The organism is Marinimicrobium alkaliphilum, from assembly GCF_003259155.1.
GTDB classification, from domain to species: domain Bacteria; phylum Pseudomonadota; class Gammaproteobacteria; order Pseudomonadales; family Cellvibrionaceae; genus Marinimicrobium_A; species Marinimicrobium_A alkaliphilum.
Map to the genome: position 1 here is coordinate 53,879 of NZ_QGMQ01000001.1, position 14,936 is coordinate 68,814.

15 protein-coding genes are annotated in these 14,936 nt (G+C 58.2%); all 15 read left to right on the forward strand.

From position 1 onward, the window contains the following. The first annotated feature begins 196 nt into the window (after window positions 1-196). The 15 genes from rpsB (at window position 197) to rnhB (ending at window position 14,931) form a co-directional block, all read left to right on the forward strand. A complete protein-coding gene (gene rpsB, locus DKW72_RS00250; RefSeq protein ID WP_111640321.1) occupies window positions 197-940 on the forward strand; it encodes a 30S ribosomal protein S2 in 744 nt (247 codons plus the stop codon). 98 nt (window positions 941-1,038) lie between these two features. Beyond that, window positions 1,039-1,908, forward strand: coding sequence for a translation elongation factor Ts (gene tsf / locus DKW72_RS00255; protein WP_111640322.1), 870 nt, complete (start codon window positions 1,039-1,041; stop codon window positions 1,906-1,908). A 158-nt stretch (window positions 1,909-2,066) separates the two neighbouring features. Further along, on the forward strand, window positions 2,067-2,810 hold the full coding sequence (pyrH, locus tag DKW72_RS00260) for a UMP kinase (protein WP_111640323.1): 744 nt from the start codon (window positions 2,067-2,069) through the stop codon (window positions 2,808-2,810). Next, a complete protein-coding gene (gene frr / locus DKW72_RS00265; protein ID WP_111640324.1) occupies window positions 2,800-3,357 on the forward strand; it encodes a ribosome recycling factor in 558 nt (185 codons plus the stop codon). Before pyrH ends, frr begins: the two co-directional genes overlap by 11 nt. A gap of 20 nt (window positions 3,358-3,377) precedes the next feature. Then, the gene (gene uppS / locus DKW72_RS00270) at window positions 3,378-4,109 is read left to right on the forward strand and encodes a polyprenyl diphosphate synthase (protein WP_111640325.1); all 732 of its coding nucleotides are present in this window, start codon (window positions 3,378-3,380) and stop codon (window positions 4,107-4,109) included. Beyond that, window positions 4,102-4,953, forward strand: coding sequence for a phosphatidate cytidylyltransferase (locus DKW72_RS00275; protein ID WP_111640326.1), 852 nt, complete (start codon window positions 4,102-4,104; stop codon window positions 4,951-4,953). The genes uppS and DKW72_RS00275 overlap by 8 nt, the downstream gene beginning before the upstream one ends. Before the next feature lie 7 nt (window positions 4,954-4,960). Continuing rightward, the gene (ispC, locus tag DKW72_RS00280) at window positions 4,961-6,148 is read left to right on the forward strand and encodes a 1-deoxy-D-xylulose-5-phosphate reductoisomerase (protein WP_111640327.1); all 1,188 of its coding nucleotides are present in this window, start codon (window positions 4,961-4,963) and stop codon (window positions 6,146-6,148) included. 9 nt (window positions 6,149-6,157) lie between these two features. After that, on the forward strand, window positions 6,158-7,513 hold the full coding sequence (rseP, locus tag DKW72_RS00285) for an RIP metalloprotease RseP (RefSeq protein ID WP_111640328.1): 1,356 nt from the start codon (window positions 6,158-6,160) through the stop codon (window positions 7,511-7,513). A 44-nt stretch (window positions 7,514-7,557) separates the two neighbouring features. Continuing rightward, complete coding sequence (gene bamA, locus DKW72_RS00290) at window positions 7,558-10,209, forward strand: outer membrane protein assembly factor BamA (protein WP_198411199.1); 2,652 nt, start codon at window positions 7,558-7,560, stop codon at window positions 10,207-10,209. A gap of 64 nt (window positions 10,210-10,273) precedes the next feature. Next, the gene (locus DKW72_RS00295) at window positions 10,274-10,792 is read left to right on the forward strand and encodes an OmpH family outer membrane protein (RefSeq protein ID WP_111640329.1); all 519 of its coding nucleotides are present in this window, start codon (window positions 10,274-10,276) and stop codon (window positions 10,790-10,792) included. Between the two features lie 10 nt (window positions 10,793-10,802). Continuing rightward, window positions 10,803-11,831 carry a UDP-3-O-(3-hydroxymyristoyl)glucosamine N-acyltransferase gene (lpxD, locus tag DKW72_RS00300; protein WP_111640330.1) on the forward strand — a complete coding sequence of 343 codons (1,029 nt, stop codon included), beginning with the start codon at window positions 10,803-10,805 and terminating at the stop codon, window positions 11,829-11,831. Window positions 11,832-11,879: 48 nt separating this feature from the next. Beyond that, window positions 11,880-12,317 (forward strand): 3-hydroxyacyl-ACP dehydratase FabZ, encoded by a 438-nt coding sequence (gene fabZ, locus DKW72_RS00305; protein ID WP_111640331.1) that lies wholly within the window; start codon window positions 11,880-11,882, stop codon window positions 12,315-12,317. A gap of 49 nt (window positions 12,318-12,366) precedes the next feature. Further along, window positions 12,367-13,137: an acyl-ACP--UDP-N-acetylglucosamine O-acyltransferase gene (lpxA, locus tag DKW72_RS00310; RefSeq protein WP_111640332.1), complete on the forward strand. Its 771-nt coding sequence runs from the start codon at window positions 12,367-12,369 to the stop codon at window positions 13,135-13,137. Window positions 13,138-13,144: 7 nt separating this feature from the next. Then, window positions 13,145-14,326, forward strand: coding sequence for a lipid-A-disaccharide synthase (lpxB, locus tag DKW72_RS00315; protein ID WP_111640333.1), 1,182 nt, complete (start codon window positions 13,145-13,147; stop codon window positions 14,324-14,326). Then, complete coding sequence (gene rnhB / locus DKW72_RS00320) at window positions 14,326-14,931, forward strand: ribonuclease HII (protein ID WP_111640891.1); 606 nt, start codon at window positions 14,326-14,328, stop codon at window positions 14,929-14,931. The genes lpxB and rnhB overlap by 1 nt, the downstream gene beginning before the upstream one ends. Window positions 14,932-14,936: the final 5 nt, after the last annotated feature.

Sequence of the window (14,936 nt, forward strand, 5' to 3'; positions counted from 1 at the left end):
CTGTGGTATAAAGCGCGCCTCCCAATTTTGTGTCAGCCTCCCGCAGGCGGCGTCCGAGTGGGGAAATCCCAGGTTTTTTGCCTGGTTTAATGAACCAAAAAACGTCACACATGCACCGTCACGTGCAACCTGGGTGCCCTGCGGGGTTGGTTGTCGGGGTGTATGGAGGCCTAACCCGTACTAAAGGAAACTACTCATGCCTAATGTAAGCATGCGCGAAATGCTGCAAGCCGGTGTCCACTTCGGTCACCAAACCCGTTACTGGAACCCGAAGATGGATCAATACATCTTTGGTGCCCGTAACAAGATTCACATTATCAACCTGGAGCAGACTGTTCCGGCCTTCAACGAAGTGTTGGAGCTGGTTACACAGATGGGCGCCCAGAAGAAAAAGATTCTGTTTGTTGGCACCAAGCGCGCCGCTCAGAAAACCATCAAAGAGCAGGCCGAGCGTGCCGGCCAGCCGTTTGTCAGCCATCGCTGGTTGGGCGGTATGCTGACCAACTACAAAACCATCCGCGTCTCCATTCGCCGTTACCGCGATCTGGAAGCTCAGAGTCAGGACGGTACGTTCGACAAGCTGACCAAGAAAGAAGCGCTGATGCGCACCCGTGAGATGGAGAAGCTTGAGCGCTCCATCGGCGGTATCAAGGACATGGGCGGCTTGCCCGACGCGCTGTTTGTTATCGATGTTGACCACGAGCGCATTGCCGTTCAGGAAGCCAACAAGCTGGGTATTCCGGTTATCGGCATTGTCGACACCAACAGCAATCCGGACGGTGTTGATCACGTGATCCCGGGTAACGATGACGCCATCCGCGCCATCAAGTTGTATGTCAGTGCCATTGCTGATGCCTGCCTGGAAGGCGGTAAATCAGCACAGGCCGTGCCCAACAAAGATGAGTACGTTGCTGCTGAAGGCGAAGCCGCCGCCGAGTAAGGCGCCGGTATCCCCTCGGGGAGCAAGCGAACTGCGAAAAGGGGGCTTGGCCCCCTTTTTTAAAGAGTTTTAACTGATCGAGTTAAGAGGACAGATTCATGGCAGCTATTTCTGCTTCTATGGTAAAAGAACTGCGCGAGCGCACCAGCCTGGGCATGATGGAGTGCAAAAAAGCACTGACTGAAGCCGGTGGCGACATCGAGAAAGCGATCGAAGATCTGCGTAAAGCCAGTGGCCTGAAGGCCGCTAAAAAAGCCGACCGTACTGCGGCTGACGGTGTTGTGACCGTGAAAACCGCCGACGATAACAGCTATGCGGTTGTCGTTGAGGTGAACAGCGAAACCGACTTTGTGGCTCGCGACACCGGCTTTCTGGACTTTGTTGGTCAAGTGGCTGACAAGGCTTTCGCCGACAAGCAAACCGACGTTGCCGCCCTGATGGCCGGCGACCTGGAAAGTGCTCGCGAAGCGCTGGTTCAGAAAATTGGCGAGAACATCAGCGTCCGCCGTGTGAACCTGGTTGAAGGTGGTGTTGTGGGTGGCTATGTGCACTCCAATAACCGCATCGCCGTGGTTGTCCAGCTTCAAGGCGGTAACGAAGAGCTGGCGCGCGACGTGGCTATGCATGTAGCCGCTGTCAGCCCGCAGGTGGTCAAGCCTGAAGATATGCCTCAGGATGTCGTGGAAAAAGAGAAGGAAATCATCAAGGCCCAGCCGGATATGGAAGGCAAGCCCGCCGAAATCGTTGATAAAATGATCGGTGGCCGGATCAAGAAGTTCCTGAAAGAGAACAGCCTGATCGAGCAGCCGTTCGTGAAAAATCCCGAAATCAGTGTAGGTCAGCTGGTCAAGGACGCGGGTGCCAGCGTCGAGAGCTTTATCCGCTTTGAAGTGGGTGAGGGGATCGAGAAGGAATCCGTGGACTTTGCGGCGGAAGTGGCTGCACAGGTTCAGGCCTCCAAGGGCTAAAACCGGCGGTTGGCCCGGTGTGCCCGGGCCAGATCGCAGACGCAAAAAAGAGGCAGGGGTGCGCCCCTACCTCTTTTTGCTGTTAAACTGCACCCTATTTAATCGGGTGGCCCGATGGGCGGCCCGATAACCCCTTGTTTTCGCGCCAGGAGATGCCCATGCCCAACCCCAGAGACAAGAAGTACAAGCGCATATTGCTGAAGCTCAGCGGAGAAGAGCTTATGGGGTCTGAGGGGTTTGGTATCGACCCCAGAGTACTGGATAAAATGGCGCTCGAAATCGGCCAGCTGGTCGGCATCGGCGTGCAGGTCGGCCTGGTCATCGGCGGCGGCAACCTGTTTCGCGGTGCGGCTCTGAGTGCGGCCGGCCTGGATCGTGTCACCGGCGACCATATGGGCATGCTTGCGACGGTCATGAACGCGCTGGCTATGCGCGATGCGCTTGAGCGCTCTAACATCTCCTCGCGGGTCATGTCTGCGATTCCCATGAGCGGTATCGTCGAACATTACGACCGACGCAGCGCCATTCGCGCGCTGATTGCGGGCGAAGTCGTGATTTTTGCGGCGGGCACCGGCAACCCTTTCTTTACCACCGACTCGGCGGCCTGTCTGCGCGGCATTGAGGTCGAGGCGGATATCGTGCTCAAGGCCACCAAGGTTGATGGCGTTTACACCGCCGACCCGATGAAAGACCCGAGCGCCACCAAATACGATCGACTGACCTATGACAAAGTGCTGGAAGACAAGCTCGGCGTCATGGATTTGACTGCCATCTGCCTGTGCCGCGATCACGATATGCCGGTACGGGTGTTCCGTATGAATAAAAGCGGTGCGCTGCTCAACATTGTTGTGGGCAGCAATGAAGGCACCGTGATTGAAGAAGGAAAATCCCATGCTGAATGACTTGAAAAACGATGCCGAAGCCCGGATGAAAAAGTCCCTGGAGGCTCTGGGCAATAACTTCAACAAGATTCGTACCGGTCGCGCCCACCCGAGCCTGCTGGACGGCTTGACCGTGCCTTACTACGGGGTTGATACCCCGTTGAGTCAGGTCGGTAATGTCGGTGTCGAAGATTCGCGCACCCTGACGGTGACGCCCTGGGAGAAGACCCTGGTTCCCGAAGTCGAAAAGGCCATCATGAAGTCGGATTTGGGGCTCAACCCGTCGACCAATGGCGGTGTTATCCGTATTCCGCTGCCGGCTTTGACCGAGGAAACCCGTAAGAACTATATCAAGCAGGCCAAGGCCGAGGCTGAAGGCGCGCGAGTATCTGTGCGCAGCGTTCGCCGTGACGTGCTCAATGATGTCAAGGCGCTGCTGAAAGACAAAGAAGTCAGTGAAGATGACGAGCGTCGGTTCCAGGACGATGTGCAAAAAATTACCGACAAGTACATCGCCGAAATCGATAAGGCACTGAGTGCCAAAGAAGCCGATTTGATGGAAATCTAAGACCGCCCTGGGAGCTTTTTGTGTCCGACAACCCTCTGCGCCATATCGCGATTATCATGGATGGCAACAACCGGTGGGCGAAGCAGCAGGGCTTGTCCGGGGTGGCCGGGCACAAAGTCGGTGTCGAGCGGATTCGCGACGTGTTGTCGGCGTGTCAGGAGCTCGGTGTCGAGGTGCTGACGCTGTTTGCCTTCAGTAGTGAAAACTGGAAGCGCCCGCGCCCGGAAGTCGAGGCGCTGATGTCGCTGTTCCTGCTGTACCTCAAGCAGGAGGTCAAGGAACTGCACAAGAAGAACATTCGCCTCAAAGTTATTGGCAACCGGAGCCGTTTCAGTTCGGCCATTCGTACAGCGATTGAGCGAGCCGAAACATTGACCCAGGACGGGGAGGTCACACTGGTGATCGCGGCGGATTACGGCGGGCAATGGGATATTGCGCAGGCGGCTCAGGCTTTGGCGGCTGAGGTGGCTGCGGGCCGTTTGGCGCCAGAGGCGATCGACGAGGCCCTGCTGAGCCAGCGCCTGACGACGGCGGCATTGCCGGCGCCGGATCTTCTGATCCGCACCGGGGGTGAGGTGCGCATCAGTAACTTTTTGCTCTGGCAGAGCGCTTACACCGAATTGTACTTTACCGATACGCTCTGGCCGGATTTTGGTGGCGCAGCCTTGCACGCTGCGGCTGAGGATTACCGTCGCCGGCAGCGGCGCTTCGGCAAGACCACGGAACAAATAAAAGGACAACATCATGCTTAAACAGCGGGTCATTACTGGCGTTATTCTGGCGGCTGCGTTTTTGGCGGCGCTGGTCTTTCTGCCCGTTCCGCTGTTCAGTGCCTTTGCCGCGCTGGTGGTATTGATCGGGGCCTGGGAGTGGGCCAACCTGGCCGGTTTTGTTCAGCGTTGGGCGCGCGGGCTGTACGTGGCCATCGCTGCCGGCGCCTTGGTGGCTCTGGCCCTTCGGTTTGAGTTTGTCAGCCTTGGTGCGGTCCCCTTTGAAGCCTCCCGTGAGGAGGACATCCAATGGATTCTGATGATGGGCTGCATTTGGTGGGCGGTGGCGCTGCTGTGGGTGCAATCCTACCCAAACAGCGCGCTCCTGTGGGGGCAGCCGTTTACCCGCGCGATCATGGGCCTGTTGACTCTGATCCCGGCATGGGTGGCGCTAAGCTACGTGCGTGCGCTCGATCAGGGCGTGTGGTTGATTTTGCTGGCGGTGGCGATTGTCGCTTTTGCGGATATCGGGGGTTATTTTGCCGGTCGCCGCTGGGGTAAGCGCAAGCTGGCCCCCAAGGTCAGCCCGGGCAAGACCTGGGAAGGTTTTGCGGGCGGGCTGGTGGCCAACCTGATTCTGGCGTTGTTGGTGGCCCTGGTCTCCGGTGCGAGCTTGCCATTGCTGTTGGTGTTGGTGCTCTCTACCAGCCTGGTGTCAGTGCTCGGTGACTTGGTCGAAAGCATGATGAAGCGTCACCGAGGCGTGAAGGACAGCAGCGCTTTGTTGCCTGGGCATGGGGGCATTCTCGACCGCGTCGACAGTTTGACCGCTGCTGCCCCGGTGTACGCACTGGTGTTGCTGGTTGCCGGGGGCACCCTCGGGTAGTTCGCCTATGCAGCAGGTCAGTATTCTCGGCTCTACCGGCTCTATTGGGGTCAGCACACTCGATGTGCTGGCGCGCCACCCGGAGCGTTATTGCGTGTACGCCTTGGCAGCCAACACCCAGTGGTCTTTGCTGGCGGAGCAGGTCATGCGCTTTGCGCCGCGCTACGCCGTATTGCGCGATGCTCAGGCGGCCGAGCAGCTGCGTGAGCATCTCCGGGCGCGGGGTTGCGAAACCCAGGTGCTGGCGGGCGAGGAGGCTCTGGCTGAGGTAGCCTCGGCCTCCGAGGTCGATACCGTGATGGCCGCGATTGTCGGAGCGGCGGGGCTGTTGCCCACGCTTGCTGCTGTCAAAGCGGGCAAGAAGGTGCTGCTGGCCAATAAAGAGGCGCTGGTCATGGCCGGTGGCCTGTTTATGCGCTCGGTGGTTGAGTGTGGTGCGACCTTGCTCCCGATCGACAGTGAACACAACGCCATTTTCCAGTGCCTGCCCAACCACCAGCCAGATTATCTGCGCGCGGGCTTGACCGCCAGCGGCGTGCGCAAGATACTGCTCACCGCCTCGGGGGGACCGTTTCGTACGGCCAGTGCCGAAACGCTGGCGACGGTAACCCCAGCGCAGGCCTGTGCGCACCCCAACTGGAGCATGGGACAGAAGATTTCAGTGGATTCGGCCACGCTGATGAACAAGGGGCTGGAGCTGATTGAGGCCTGCTGGTTGTTCAACGCCCGGCCGGATCAGATAGAAGTGGTGGTGCATCCCCAAAGCGTTATTCACTCGCTGGTGGAGTATGCCGATGGTTCGCTGCTGGCGCAGCTGGGCAATCCGGATATGCGCACCCCGATTGCCCATGCGCTGGCTTGGCCTGAGCGGATCGACTCCGGCGTCGCTGGGCTCGATCTGATCGCCACCGCGAGGCTCGATTTCTGTGCCCCGGATAGCGAGCGTTTTCCCTGTTTGGCGCTGGCACAAGCGGCCGTGCGCACCGGAGGGACAGCACCGGCCGTGCTCAACGCTGCCAACGAAGTGGCGGTGGCGGCGTTTCTGGCCGGACGCATTGGCTTTATTGATATTCCCGTGGTTATCCGCGAAACCATGCACCGGGTTCCGGTGACTGAACCTGATACGTTGACCGTTGTCCAAACCGCCGACTCAGACGCCCGAGTGGCGGCAGAGGCGGTAATCGACACACTCTAAGAGGTGTTTGTGGCTCTGTTACAAACGATACTGTGGTTCCTGGTAGCCATTGTCATTCTGGTGACTATTCACGAGTTTGGCCATTTTTATGTCGCCCGGCGCTGCGGTGTCCGGGTGCTGCGCTTTTCTATCGGTTTTGGCAAGGTGTTATTCCGCTGGCGCGATAGCCAGCAGACTGAATACGCGGTATCCGCGATTCCTTTGGGCGGCTACGTCAAAATGCTCGATGAGCGTGAGGGCGATGTACCTGAAGACCAGCTTGGCCGGGCGTTCAATCGCCAGAACGTCTGGAAGCGCATCGCGATTGTTGCCGCCGGACCGTTGGCGAACTTTATTCTGGCGGTGCTGCTGTTCTGGGCTCTGAGTATCCCCGGATTCCGGGATGCGATTCCGATCGTCGGTGAGGTTGAGCCGGGCTCGGTCGCGGCCCAGGCGGGTTTGGAGCATGGCCAGGAGATTCTTGCGGTCGACGGCGAGCCTACACCCACCTGGCAGGCGCTCAATCAGCAACTGCTGCGGCGTTTGGGGGAGAGTGGCACCATGGATTTTGTGGTGCGTTATCCCGGCTCCAGTCTTCAGTATCACTCCCAGGCCGATCTCGACAACTGGCTGCGCGGAGTCGCCGACCCGGAGCCTCTCGCGGGTCTGGGGTTGACGCTCTACCGGCCGGTGAGTCGTGCGATCGTGGGCAACCTGTTGCCGGGCAGCCCGGCAGAGCGGGCGGGTTTTGAGCCCGGAGACCGGGTAATGCAAGCTGATGGCGGTGCTATCGATACCTGGCGTGAGTGGGTTGACTATGTCAGTGCGCGCCCGGGCCAGGAAATTGTGGTCGAGGTGGAACGCGAAGGCGAAACTGTCAGTCTCACAGTCACGCCCGAACGGGCTGAGGACGAAGCGGGCCAAAGTATCGGTCGGGTTGGTATGGGGCTGCGCGGCGAACCCTGGCCCGATGAGATGTTGCGCGAATACCGCTACAGCGTGCCGGGCGCTTTTGTGGCCGGGGTAGAACGCACCTGGGACACCACGGGGTTTGTACTGCTGTCGATCAAGAAGCTGGTGGTGGGAGAAATTTCCACGAAAAACTTGAGCGGGCCCATCACCATTGCTAAGGTGGCGGGCTCCTCGGCCGAGAGCGGGATCAAGGCATTTGTCGCCTTTGTAGCCTTGCTGAGTGTATTTCTGGCGGTGTTTAACCTGCTGCCGATTCCAGTATTGGACGGCGGGCATCTGATGTATTACCTCATTGAGGTGGCCAAGGGCAGTCCGGTATCGGAAAAGGTCCAGGTCGTGGGCTATCAGGTTGGCCTGGTGATGGTACTCGGGTTGATGGTGCTGGCAATTTATAACGATATTATGCGGTTCTAGCTCAGGGGCTGTGCCGCGAACTCACTCTAAGAATCGATTTTATGATGCAAAATGTGATGCGTATTCTGGCTTGTCTGCTGTTGTTGACTGTATCTGTAGTGGTGCAGGCACAAAGCTTCCGCGTCAGTGATATTCGGGTTGAGGGGCTGCAGCGGGTATCGGCAGGTACGGTGTTCAGTGCACTTCCGATCCGGGTCGGCGACACGCCTGATCAGGCGGATATTCAGGAGGCCACGCGAGAGCTCTTCCGCGTCGGTTACTTCACCGATATTGCCATGGCTCGTGACGGCGATGTGCTGGTGGTGACTGTCACTGAGCGTCCGGCGATCAACGAGATTACCATTGAGGGCAACCGGGTTATTCAGACCGAAGCGCTGATGGAAAGTCTGCACGACAACGGCTTGTCCGAGGGGCAGATCTTCCAGCGGGCGACCCTGGATGGCATCAGCCAGGCATTGGAGCGTGAGTACGTGGCTCAAGGGCGCTACGGTGCCTCGGTGACCGTGGAGATCGAAGACCTGCCGCGCAACCAGGTGCGGATCAAAATTGATGTCAATGAAGGCAAGGTTGCTACCATCAAGCACATCAATATTGTCGGCAACGACGCCTATTCCGATGACGACCTGCTCGACTTCTTCGAGCTGCGCACGACCGGACTGTTTTCTTTTATCACCGGCGATCACCGCTATTCACGCGAGAAGATGACCGGTGATATTGAGCGCCTGGAATCCTGGTACCTCGACCGCGGTTATCTGGATTTTAGTGTCGATTCCACCCAGGTAGCCCTGAGCCCGGATAAATCCCAGGTGTTTATCACCATCAATATCACCGAGGGCGAAATTTACACCATCAGTGGTGTCGAGCTGGCGGGCGACCCCAAAATCCCCGAAAGCCATGTACGTAACCTGATATTTATGCAGGAAGGGGATACCTTTTCCCAGCAGTTGATGACCTTGTCTTCCGAGTACATTACCCGCCGCTTGGGCAACGAGGGTTATACCTTTGCCAGCGTTGAGGGGATGCCTGAACCCAACCGCGAAGACAATACGGTTGAGATCACCTTTTTTATAGATCCGGGCCAGCGCGCGTATGTGCGCCGCGTGAATTTCAAAGGTAACAACCGCACCATCGACGAAGTGCTACGCCGCGAGATGCGCCAGATTGAAGGCGCGTCGGCATCCACATCACTGATCGAGTTTTCCAAGGTGCGGCTTGAGCGCCTGGGTTTCTTTAAAGAAGTGACGGCGGACACCATCGAAGTGCCGGGGACGTCGGATCAGGTGGATGTTGAGTACACGGTTGAGGAACAGCCTTCCGGGAGCATGGGGCTACAAATTGGCTATGCCCAGTACACGGGTCTGATGTTTGGCGCCAATATTCAACAGAACAACTGGTTCGGTACCGGTAAGCAGGTTGGGATGTCGATCAATACCAGCCGCTGGCAGGACGTATACCGGTTTGATTACAACGATCCTTATTTCACCATTGACGGCGTCAGCCGTGGTTACAGCCTTTACTACCAGAAACGCGACTTTGCCCGTTATGGGGTCGCCAGCTTTGGCACCAACACCTTTGGTGCGAAAGTGCGCTTCGGCTATCCGGTCTCGGAAATCGAGCGTATCGGCTTCGATCTGGGGTTCCGCGATCTGGAGCTGACCACCGGTCAGTTCGCCGTGCAGGAAATTTTCACCTCGCCGCGCCTGCGTGATGGTGTCAACGGCTATATTACCCAGAGCGATGCCTTGGCCATGCAGCAGGATCAGGCCAATGAGATCGACTACCCGCCGGGCACGTATCCGCTCTATCCCATCCAGGAGGATATGGTGCCGGAAGGGCGCGGGTTTATTGACGAGAACGGCGATCGCTTCCGGGACTTTATTGCCGAGCTCTACTGGGTGCGCTCGACCCTGAATCGCCCAATGCTGGCGACGCGCGGTGCTCAACAGCGCCTGGGTCTCGAAATCAGCACACCCTTGGGTGATCTGGAATACTTGAAGCTCGATTACAGTGCCCAGGGCCACTTTCCGTTGACCAATCAGCTGACGCTGCGGTTGCGCACGCGACTGGGTTATGCGGAATCTTATGGTGACACCAGTCAGTTGCCCTTCTTCGAGCACTTTTATGCCGGCGGTTTCGGCTCGGTGCGTGGCTTTGATCGCAACACGCTGGGGCCGCGCAGTACGCCTGCCGAGGTCTATATTACCCAGGCTGCAGCCTGGGAGGACGTCAATGGCGACGGCCAGCAGCAGAACAACGAGTTGAGCCAGCCTGCCTACGTCTTGTGTGAGGCTGAGGAAACCCTGGTGGCAGGCAATACCGTGTGTCGGCCAGGGCAGTTTATTTCCGAGCGCCGGCAGATTCAGACCCTGCGTCGTGAGCGAGGCAACCCCTTCGGTGGCAACATTCTGCTTGAGGGCGGTGCAGAAGTGATCTTCCCGCTGCCCTTTATCCAGGATCAGCGCATGCTCCAGGCTACCGCGTTCATTGATGCCGGCAACGTTTTCAGCACAAATTGTGGCCCTGAGCAGTTAAACTGTTATGATGTCGATCCTTCGAATATCAGTGCTGCCGGTGGGCTTGGGCTGACCTGGATCACGGGCTTTGGCCCTATGACCTTCAGTGTTGCCCGTCCGATCCGCAAGAACGATATTGAGCGGGCGAAGTTCTTCCAGTTCTCGCTGGGCGGCGCGTTCTAACCCCGCCGAAGCAGTCATTCTGTTCGGCGTCAGTAAAAGTAGAGTAATAGAGGCAATAGTAAACATGAGTATGATTATAAAAAAACTGATGGCAGCGGCCGTCCTGATGCTGATGACCGGCGCTGCGCTGGCTGATAATGGCAAGGTTGTCGTGTTGGATCTGCAGGCGGCCATTTTGAGTTCAAGTGCGGCGCAGCAGAGCTTTGCGCGCCTTGAGCAGAATGCCGAGTACCGGGCGATGATTGCCCGCCTGGAAGAGATCCGCACCGAACTTGAAGAATTGCAGCAGACTGCAGAACGTGACGGCATGACCTGGTCGGAGGAGCAACGTGCCTCCAACAACCGTCGTGCCAACTACCTGCGGTCAGACTTTGAGCAGGAAGCCCAGAAAGTTCAGGCTGAACGCCAAGAGGTTGGGCAGCGGGTGGTTCAAAATTTGGCGCCGCGAGTCAACCAGATTCTGGATGAGCTGATGGAAGCCGAAAATATTGGCGTTGTACTCAACAGTCAGGGTGTTTTCCGGGCGACTGATACCGCTGATATCACGGACAAAGTCACTGAACTGCTGAACAAAGCCGATTAAGGGCGAGTGAGTGCAGCCTAAGTCCTATACGCTGGCCGAACTGGCCCGCGAGCTTGAGGCCGAGCTGGAGGGCGATCCGGAGTATCGAATTACCGGGATCAACGCCCTCAAGCAGGCTGGCCCCTGCGAAGCCGCTTTCATCGCAAATTCCCGCTTCCGTACACAGCTGGCCGACAGCCGCGCAGGTGTTGTGATTCTGAAGGCCGATTGGCGCTCAGAAACCGCGACCAACAAGCTGGTCATGGACAACCCTTACCTCGGTTTTGCCCGCCTGACGCAACTCTTTGATAGCCGTCGTCCGGCTCTGCCCGGTGTGCATCCCAGTGTTCAGATAGGGGCTGATACCCGGGTGCCCGAGAGCGCCTGTATCGGTGCCAATGTGGTGTTGGGTGAGGATGTGGTACTGGGGGAAAATGTGGTGATCGGCGCGAATACCGTGGTTGGCGACGGTTCTGCGATCGGCGACCGTACCGAGCTGCGTGCCAATGTCACGGTTTACCACGGTGTGACGATTGGTCGGGATGGCATCGTACACAGTGGTGCAGTTATTGGCGCCGACGGCTTCGGCTTTGCGCCAGACCAGAATCAGTGGCACAAAATTCATCAGTTGGGCGGCGTGGTGATCGGTGATCGCGTTGAGATTGGCGCCTGTACCACCATTGATCGGGGTGCTCTGGGCGATACGGAAATCGCGGATGGCGTCAAAATTGACAACTTGGTCATGATTGCCCACAACGTGCGTGTTGGGAAAAATACTGCCATTGCCGGACAGGTGGGTATTGCAGGCAGCTCCACAGTCGGTGAAAATTGCACCATCGCTGGGCAGGTTGGCATCGCCGGTCATGTGAGTATTGCCGACGGCGTTCACTTTACGGGCAAAAGCCTGGTATCAGGCGATGTGAGCGAGCCCGGGGCGTATTCTTCCGGTACGCCGCTCGCGCCCACCACCGAATGGCGCAGAAACGCCGTTCGTTTCCGTCAGCTGGATGCGCTGGCCGCTCGGGTCAAGAAGCTCGAAAAGCACAGCAAAACTGATTAAACCTCCTCCCTCCTGGCAGCAGTGGCTGCCCATCTAGGGCTTAATGCAATGATTGATATTAACGAAATTCGTGAGTACTTGCCGCACCGCTACCCGTTCCTGCTGATTGACCGTGTGATTGAGCTGGTTGAGAACGAGTCCATTGTGGCGTACAAAAACATCACCATTAATGAAGAAGTGTTTAATGGTCATTTCCCCCAGGCCCCGATTTTTCCGGGCGTCATGATTCTGGAAGCCATGGCGCAAGCCTCCGGCGTACTGGGATTTGTCAGTATGGGGAAGAAGCCGGAAGACGGCTCGATTTACCTGTTTGCCGGCATCGATGACGTACGCTTCAAGCGTCAGGTGATTCCCGGTGACCGCCTGACACTGGAATCGAAGGTCAAGTCGGTGAAGCGCGGCATCTGGAAATTCGAGTGTCGGGCCACCGTCGATGACCAGCTCGCGGCATCAGCTACGATCATGTGTGCTGATCGCAAAGTGTGACTATAATGGGATCAATGCCAAACTCTATCACTGAACCGTGAGACCTGCTTTGATTGATTCGCGCGCGATAGTCCACCCCAGTGCCCGCCTTGCCGATGACGTGAGCGTCGGGCCCTGGACCCTGATCGGCCCCGATGTGGAGATTGGTGAGGGCTCGGTAATTGCCTCCCATGTGGTGATCAAGGGGCCAACCCGCATCGGTAAACACAATACCATTTTCCAGTTCTCCTCGGTCGGGGAGGACACGCCAGACCTGAAATACAACGGTGAACCAACGCGCTTGGTAATCGGCGATCACAACATTATCCGCGAGGGTGTGACCATCCACCGGGGCACCGTACAGGATCGCTCGGAAACCACCATTGGTGACCACAACCTGCTCATGGCCTATGTCCATGTCGGACACGACAGCATCGTTGGCAATCACTGTATCCTGGTGAATAACGCCGCGCTTGCCGGGCATGTGCACGTTGGCGACTGGGCGATACTGGGCGGCTTCACCCTGGTGCACCAGTTCTGCAAAATTGGCGCTCACGCTTTTACCGGTATGGGCAGCACCATCGGGAAGGATGTGCCTGCCTATATCATGGCGGCGGGCAACCCGGCTGCGGCCAAGAGTATCAATGTGGAAGGTCTGCGCCGACGGGGGTTCAGCAAAGATGAGCTGGCCGCGCTGACCCGTGCCTTCAAGATCATCTACCGTCGGGGTCTGACCCTGGATGAAGCGATTGCGCAACTGGAAGTCCTGACCCAGGAATTTACCCGTCTGTCCCCGATGATCGAGTCCCTGCGCAGCTCCTCGCGCGGCATTCTGCGTTAATACAGCCATGGCGCGGCGACTGCGAATTGGCATAGTGGCGGGCGAGGCCTCGGGGGATATTCTCGGCGGCGCGCTGATCAAGGCCTTGCGTCACCATTTTCCGGAGGCAGAGTTCTCCGGCATCGGTGGCCCACGTATGCTGGAGCAGGGTTTCCATTCTTTCTTTCCCCAAGAACGTCTGGCGGTAATGGGGCTGGTTGAGCCGCTCAAACGCCTACCGGAACTGCTCAGGATCCGTCGCTTTTTGCGACGCCACTACACCGAAAACCCACCGGACGTCTTCATCGGCATCGACTCCCCGGATTTTACCCTGACTCTGGAAGGGTGGCTCAAGGAGGTGGGGGTACCCACCGTCCACTACGTCAGCCCCTCTGTGTGGGCCTGGCGCCAAAAGCGGGTTCACAAGGTCGCCCGTTCGGTAGATTTGATGCTGACGTTGTTTCCCTTCGAGGCCGATTTCTACCGCGATCATCAGGTGCCGGTGACTTTTGTCGGCCACCACCTGGCCGATGCCATGCCTCTTGACCCGGATCAGAGCGCGGCTCGGCGCGAGCTCAACTTGGCCGAAGATGCGCGCGTGATCGCATTGCTGCCGGGTAGTCGGGCTTCCGAAGTGGAGCGCCTCGGGCCTTTGTTTATGCAGGCAGCAGCCTGGTGCCTCAAACAAAACCCCAAACTTCAGTTTGTGATTCCTGCCGCCAACCCGCTGCGCTACCGTCAGTTGCATCATCAACTGGCGGGGTATACCGAATTACCCATTCAGATGGTTCACGGCCAATCGCGCACAGTCATGGCAGCGGCGGATGTGGTTCTGATGGCGTCGGGGACGACCTCGCTCGAAGCCCTGCTCTTGAAAAAACCGATGGTGATCGCCTACCGAATGGCGGGTTTGTCGTTCGCGATCCTCAAGCGTCTGGTCAAATCGCCCTGGGTGGGGTTGCCCAATATTTTGGCCGGTGAGGCCTTGGTCCCCGAACTCTTGCAGAAGGACGCCACGGCCGAGAAGATGGGCAGGGCACTGATGACCTATATTGATGACCCCAGTGCCGCCCGCTTGCTGACAGAGCGTTTCTACCAGCTGCACCGGACGTTGCGTCAGGGCGCCAGCGAGCGCGCCGCCGAGGCCGTGGCCGAGCTGATTCGCTCACGCCGGGGTGAGCTGGAGACAGCCGACGAGGGGGTGTTGTGATCGAGCCCTTTGTGTCCTGCTACCCGGGCACGTGTTTCGCGGGCGTCGACGAAGTCGGCCGGGGGCCACTGGCGGGCGACGTGGTGGCGGCGGCGGTCATTCTCGATCCGGCCCAGCCCATTGACGGCCTCAACGACTCAAAAAAGCTCACAGAAAAACGCAGGGAACAGCTGTATGATGAGATTCAGGCTAAGGCCCTGAGTTGGTGTATCGCCCGCGCGAGCGTGGCCGAAATTGATAAAATCAATATCCTTCAGGCCAGCTTGTTGGCCATGCACCGGGCGGTTCAGGGGCTGGCGACACAGCCCGAGCACGTACTGGTGGATGGTAATAAAATTCCCCGCTGGGATTACCCGGCGGAGGCGGTGGTCAAAGGCGATAGCCGGGTGCCCGCGATCAGCGCGGCGTCGATCCTGGCCAAAGTCTGCCGGGACCGGGAGATGATTGCGCTGGATCAGCGCTACCCGGGTTATGGCTTCGCCGGACACAAGGGCTACCCCACTAAAACGCATCTGGACGCCTTGCAGCGCCTTGGGGTGACGCCCGTGCATCGGACGTCCTTCGGGCCGGTCAAGGCGCTCCTGGAACAGATCGAACTCTTCTGATAACG

What these genes read in the sequence shown, in the direction of transcription:
- rpsB (WP_111640321.1), top strand. Translation starts at nt 197, where the DNA reads ATGCCTAATGTAAGCATGCGCGAAATGCTGCAAGCCGGTGTCCACTTC.
- DKW72_RS00275 (WP_111640326.1), top strand. Translation starts at nt 4,102, where the DNA reads ATGCTTAAACAGCGGGTCATTACTGGCGTTATTCTGGCGGCTGCGTTT.
- lpxB (WP_111640333.1), top strand. Translation starts at nt 13,145, where the DNA reads ATGGCGCGGCGACTGCGAATTGGCATAGTGGCGGGCGAGGCCTCGGGG.
- ispC (WP_111640327.1), top strand. Translation starts at nt 4,961, where the DNA reads ATGCAGCAGGTCAGTATTCTCGGCTCTACCGGCTCTATTGGGGTCAGC.
- frr (WP_111640324.1), top strand. Translation starts at nt 2,800, where the DNA reads ATGCTGAATGACTTGAAAAACGATGCCGAAGCCCGGATGAAAAAGTCC.
- DKW72_RS00295 (WP_111640329.1), top strand. Translation starts at nt 10,274, where the DNA reads ATGAGTATGATTATAAAAAAACTGATGGCAGCGGCCGTCCTGATGCTG.
- bamA (WP_198411199.1), top strand. Translation starts at nt 7,558, where the DNA reads ATGCAAAATGTGATGCGTATTCTGGCTTGTCTGCTGTTGTTGACTGTA.
- fabZ (WP_111640331.1), top strand. Translation starts at nt 11,880, where the DNA reads ATGATTGATATTAACGAAATTCGTGAGTACTTGCCGCACCGCTACCCG.
- pyrH (WP_111640323.1), top strand. Translation starts at nt 2,067, where the DNA reads ATGCCCAACCCCAGAGACAAGAAGTACAAGCGCATATTGCTGAAGCTC.
- tsf (WP_111640322.1), top strand. Translation starts at nt 1,039, where the DNA reads ATGGCAGCTATTTCTGCTTCTATGGTAAAAGAACTGCGCGAGCGCACC.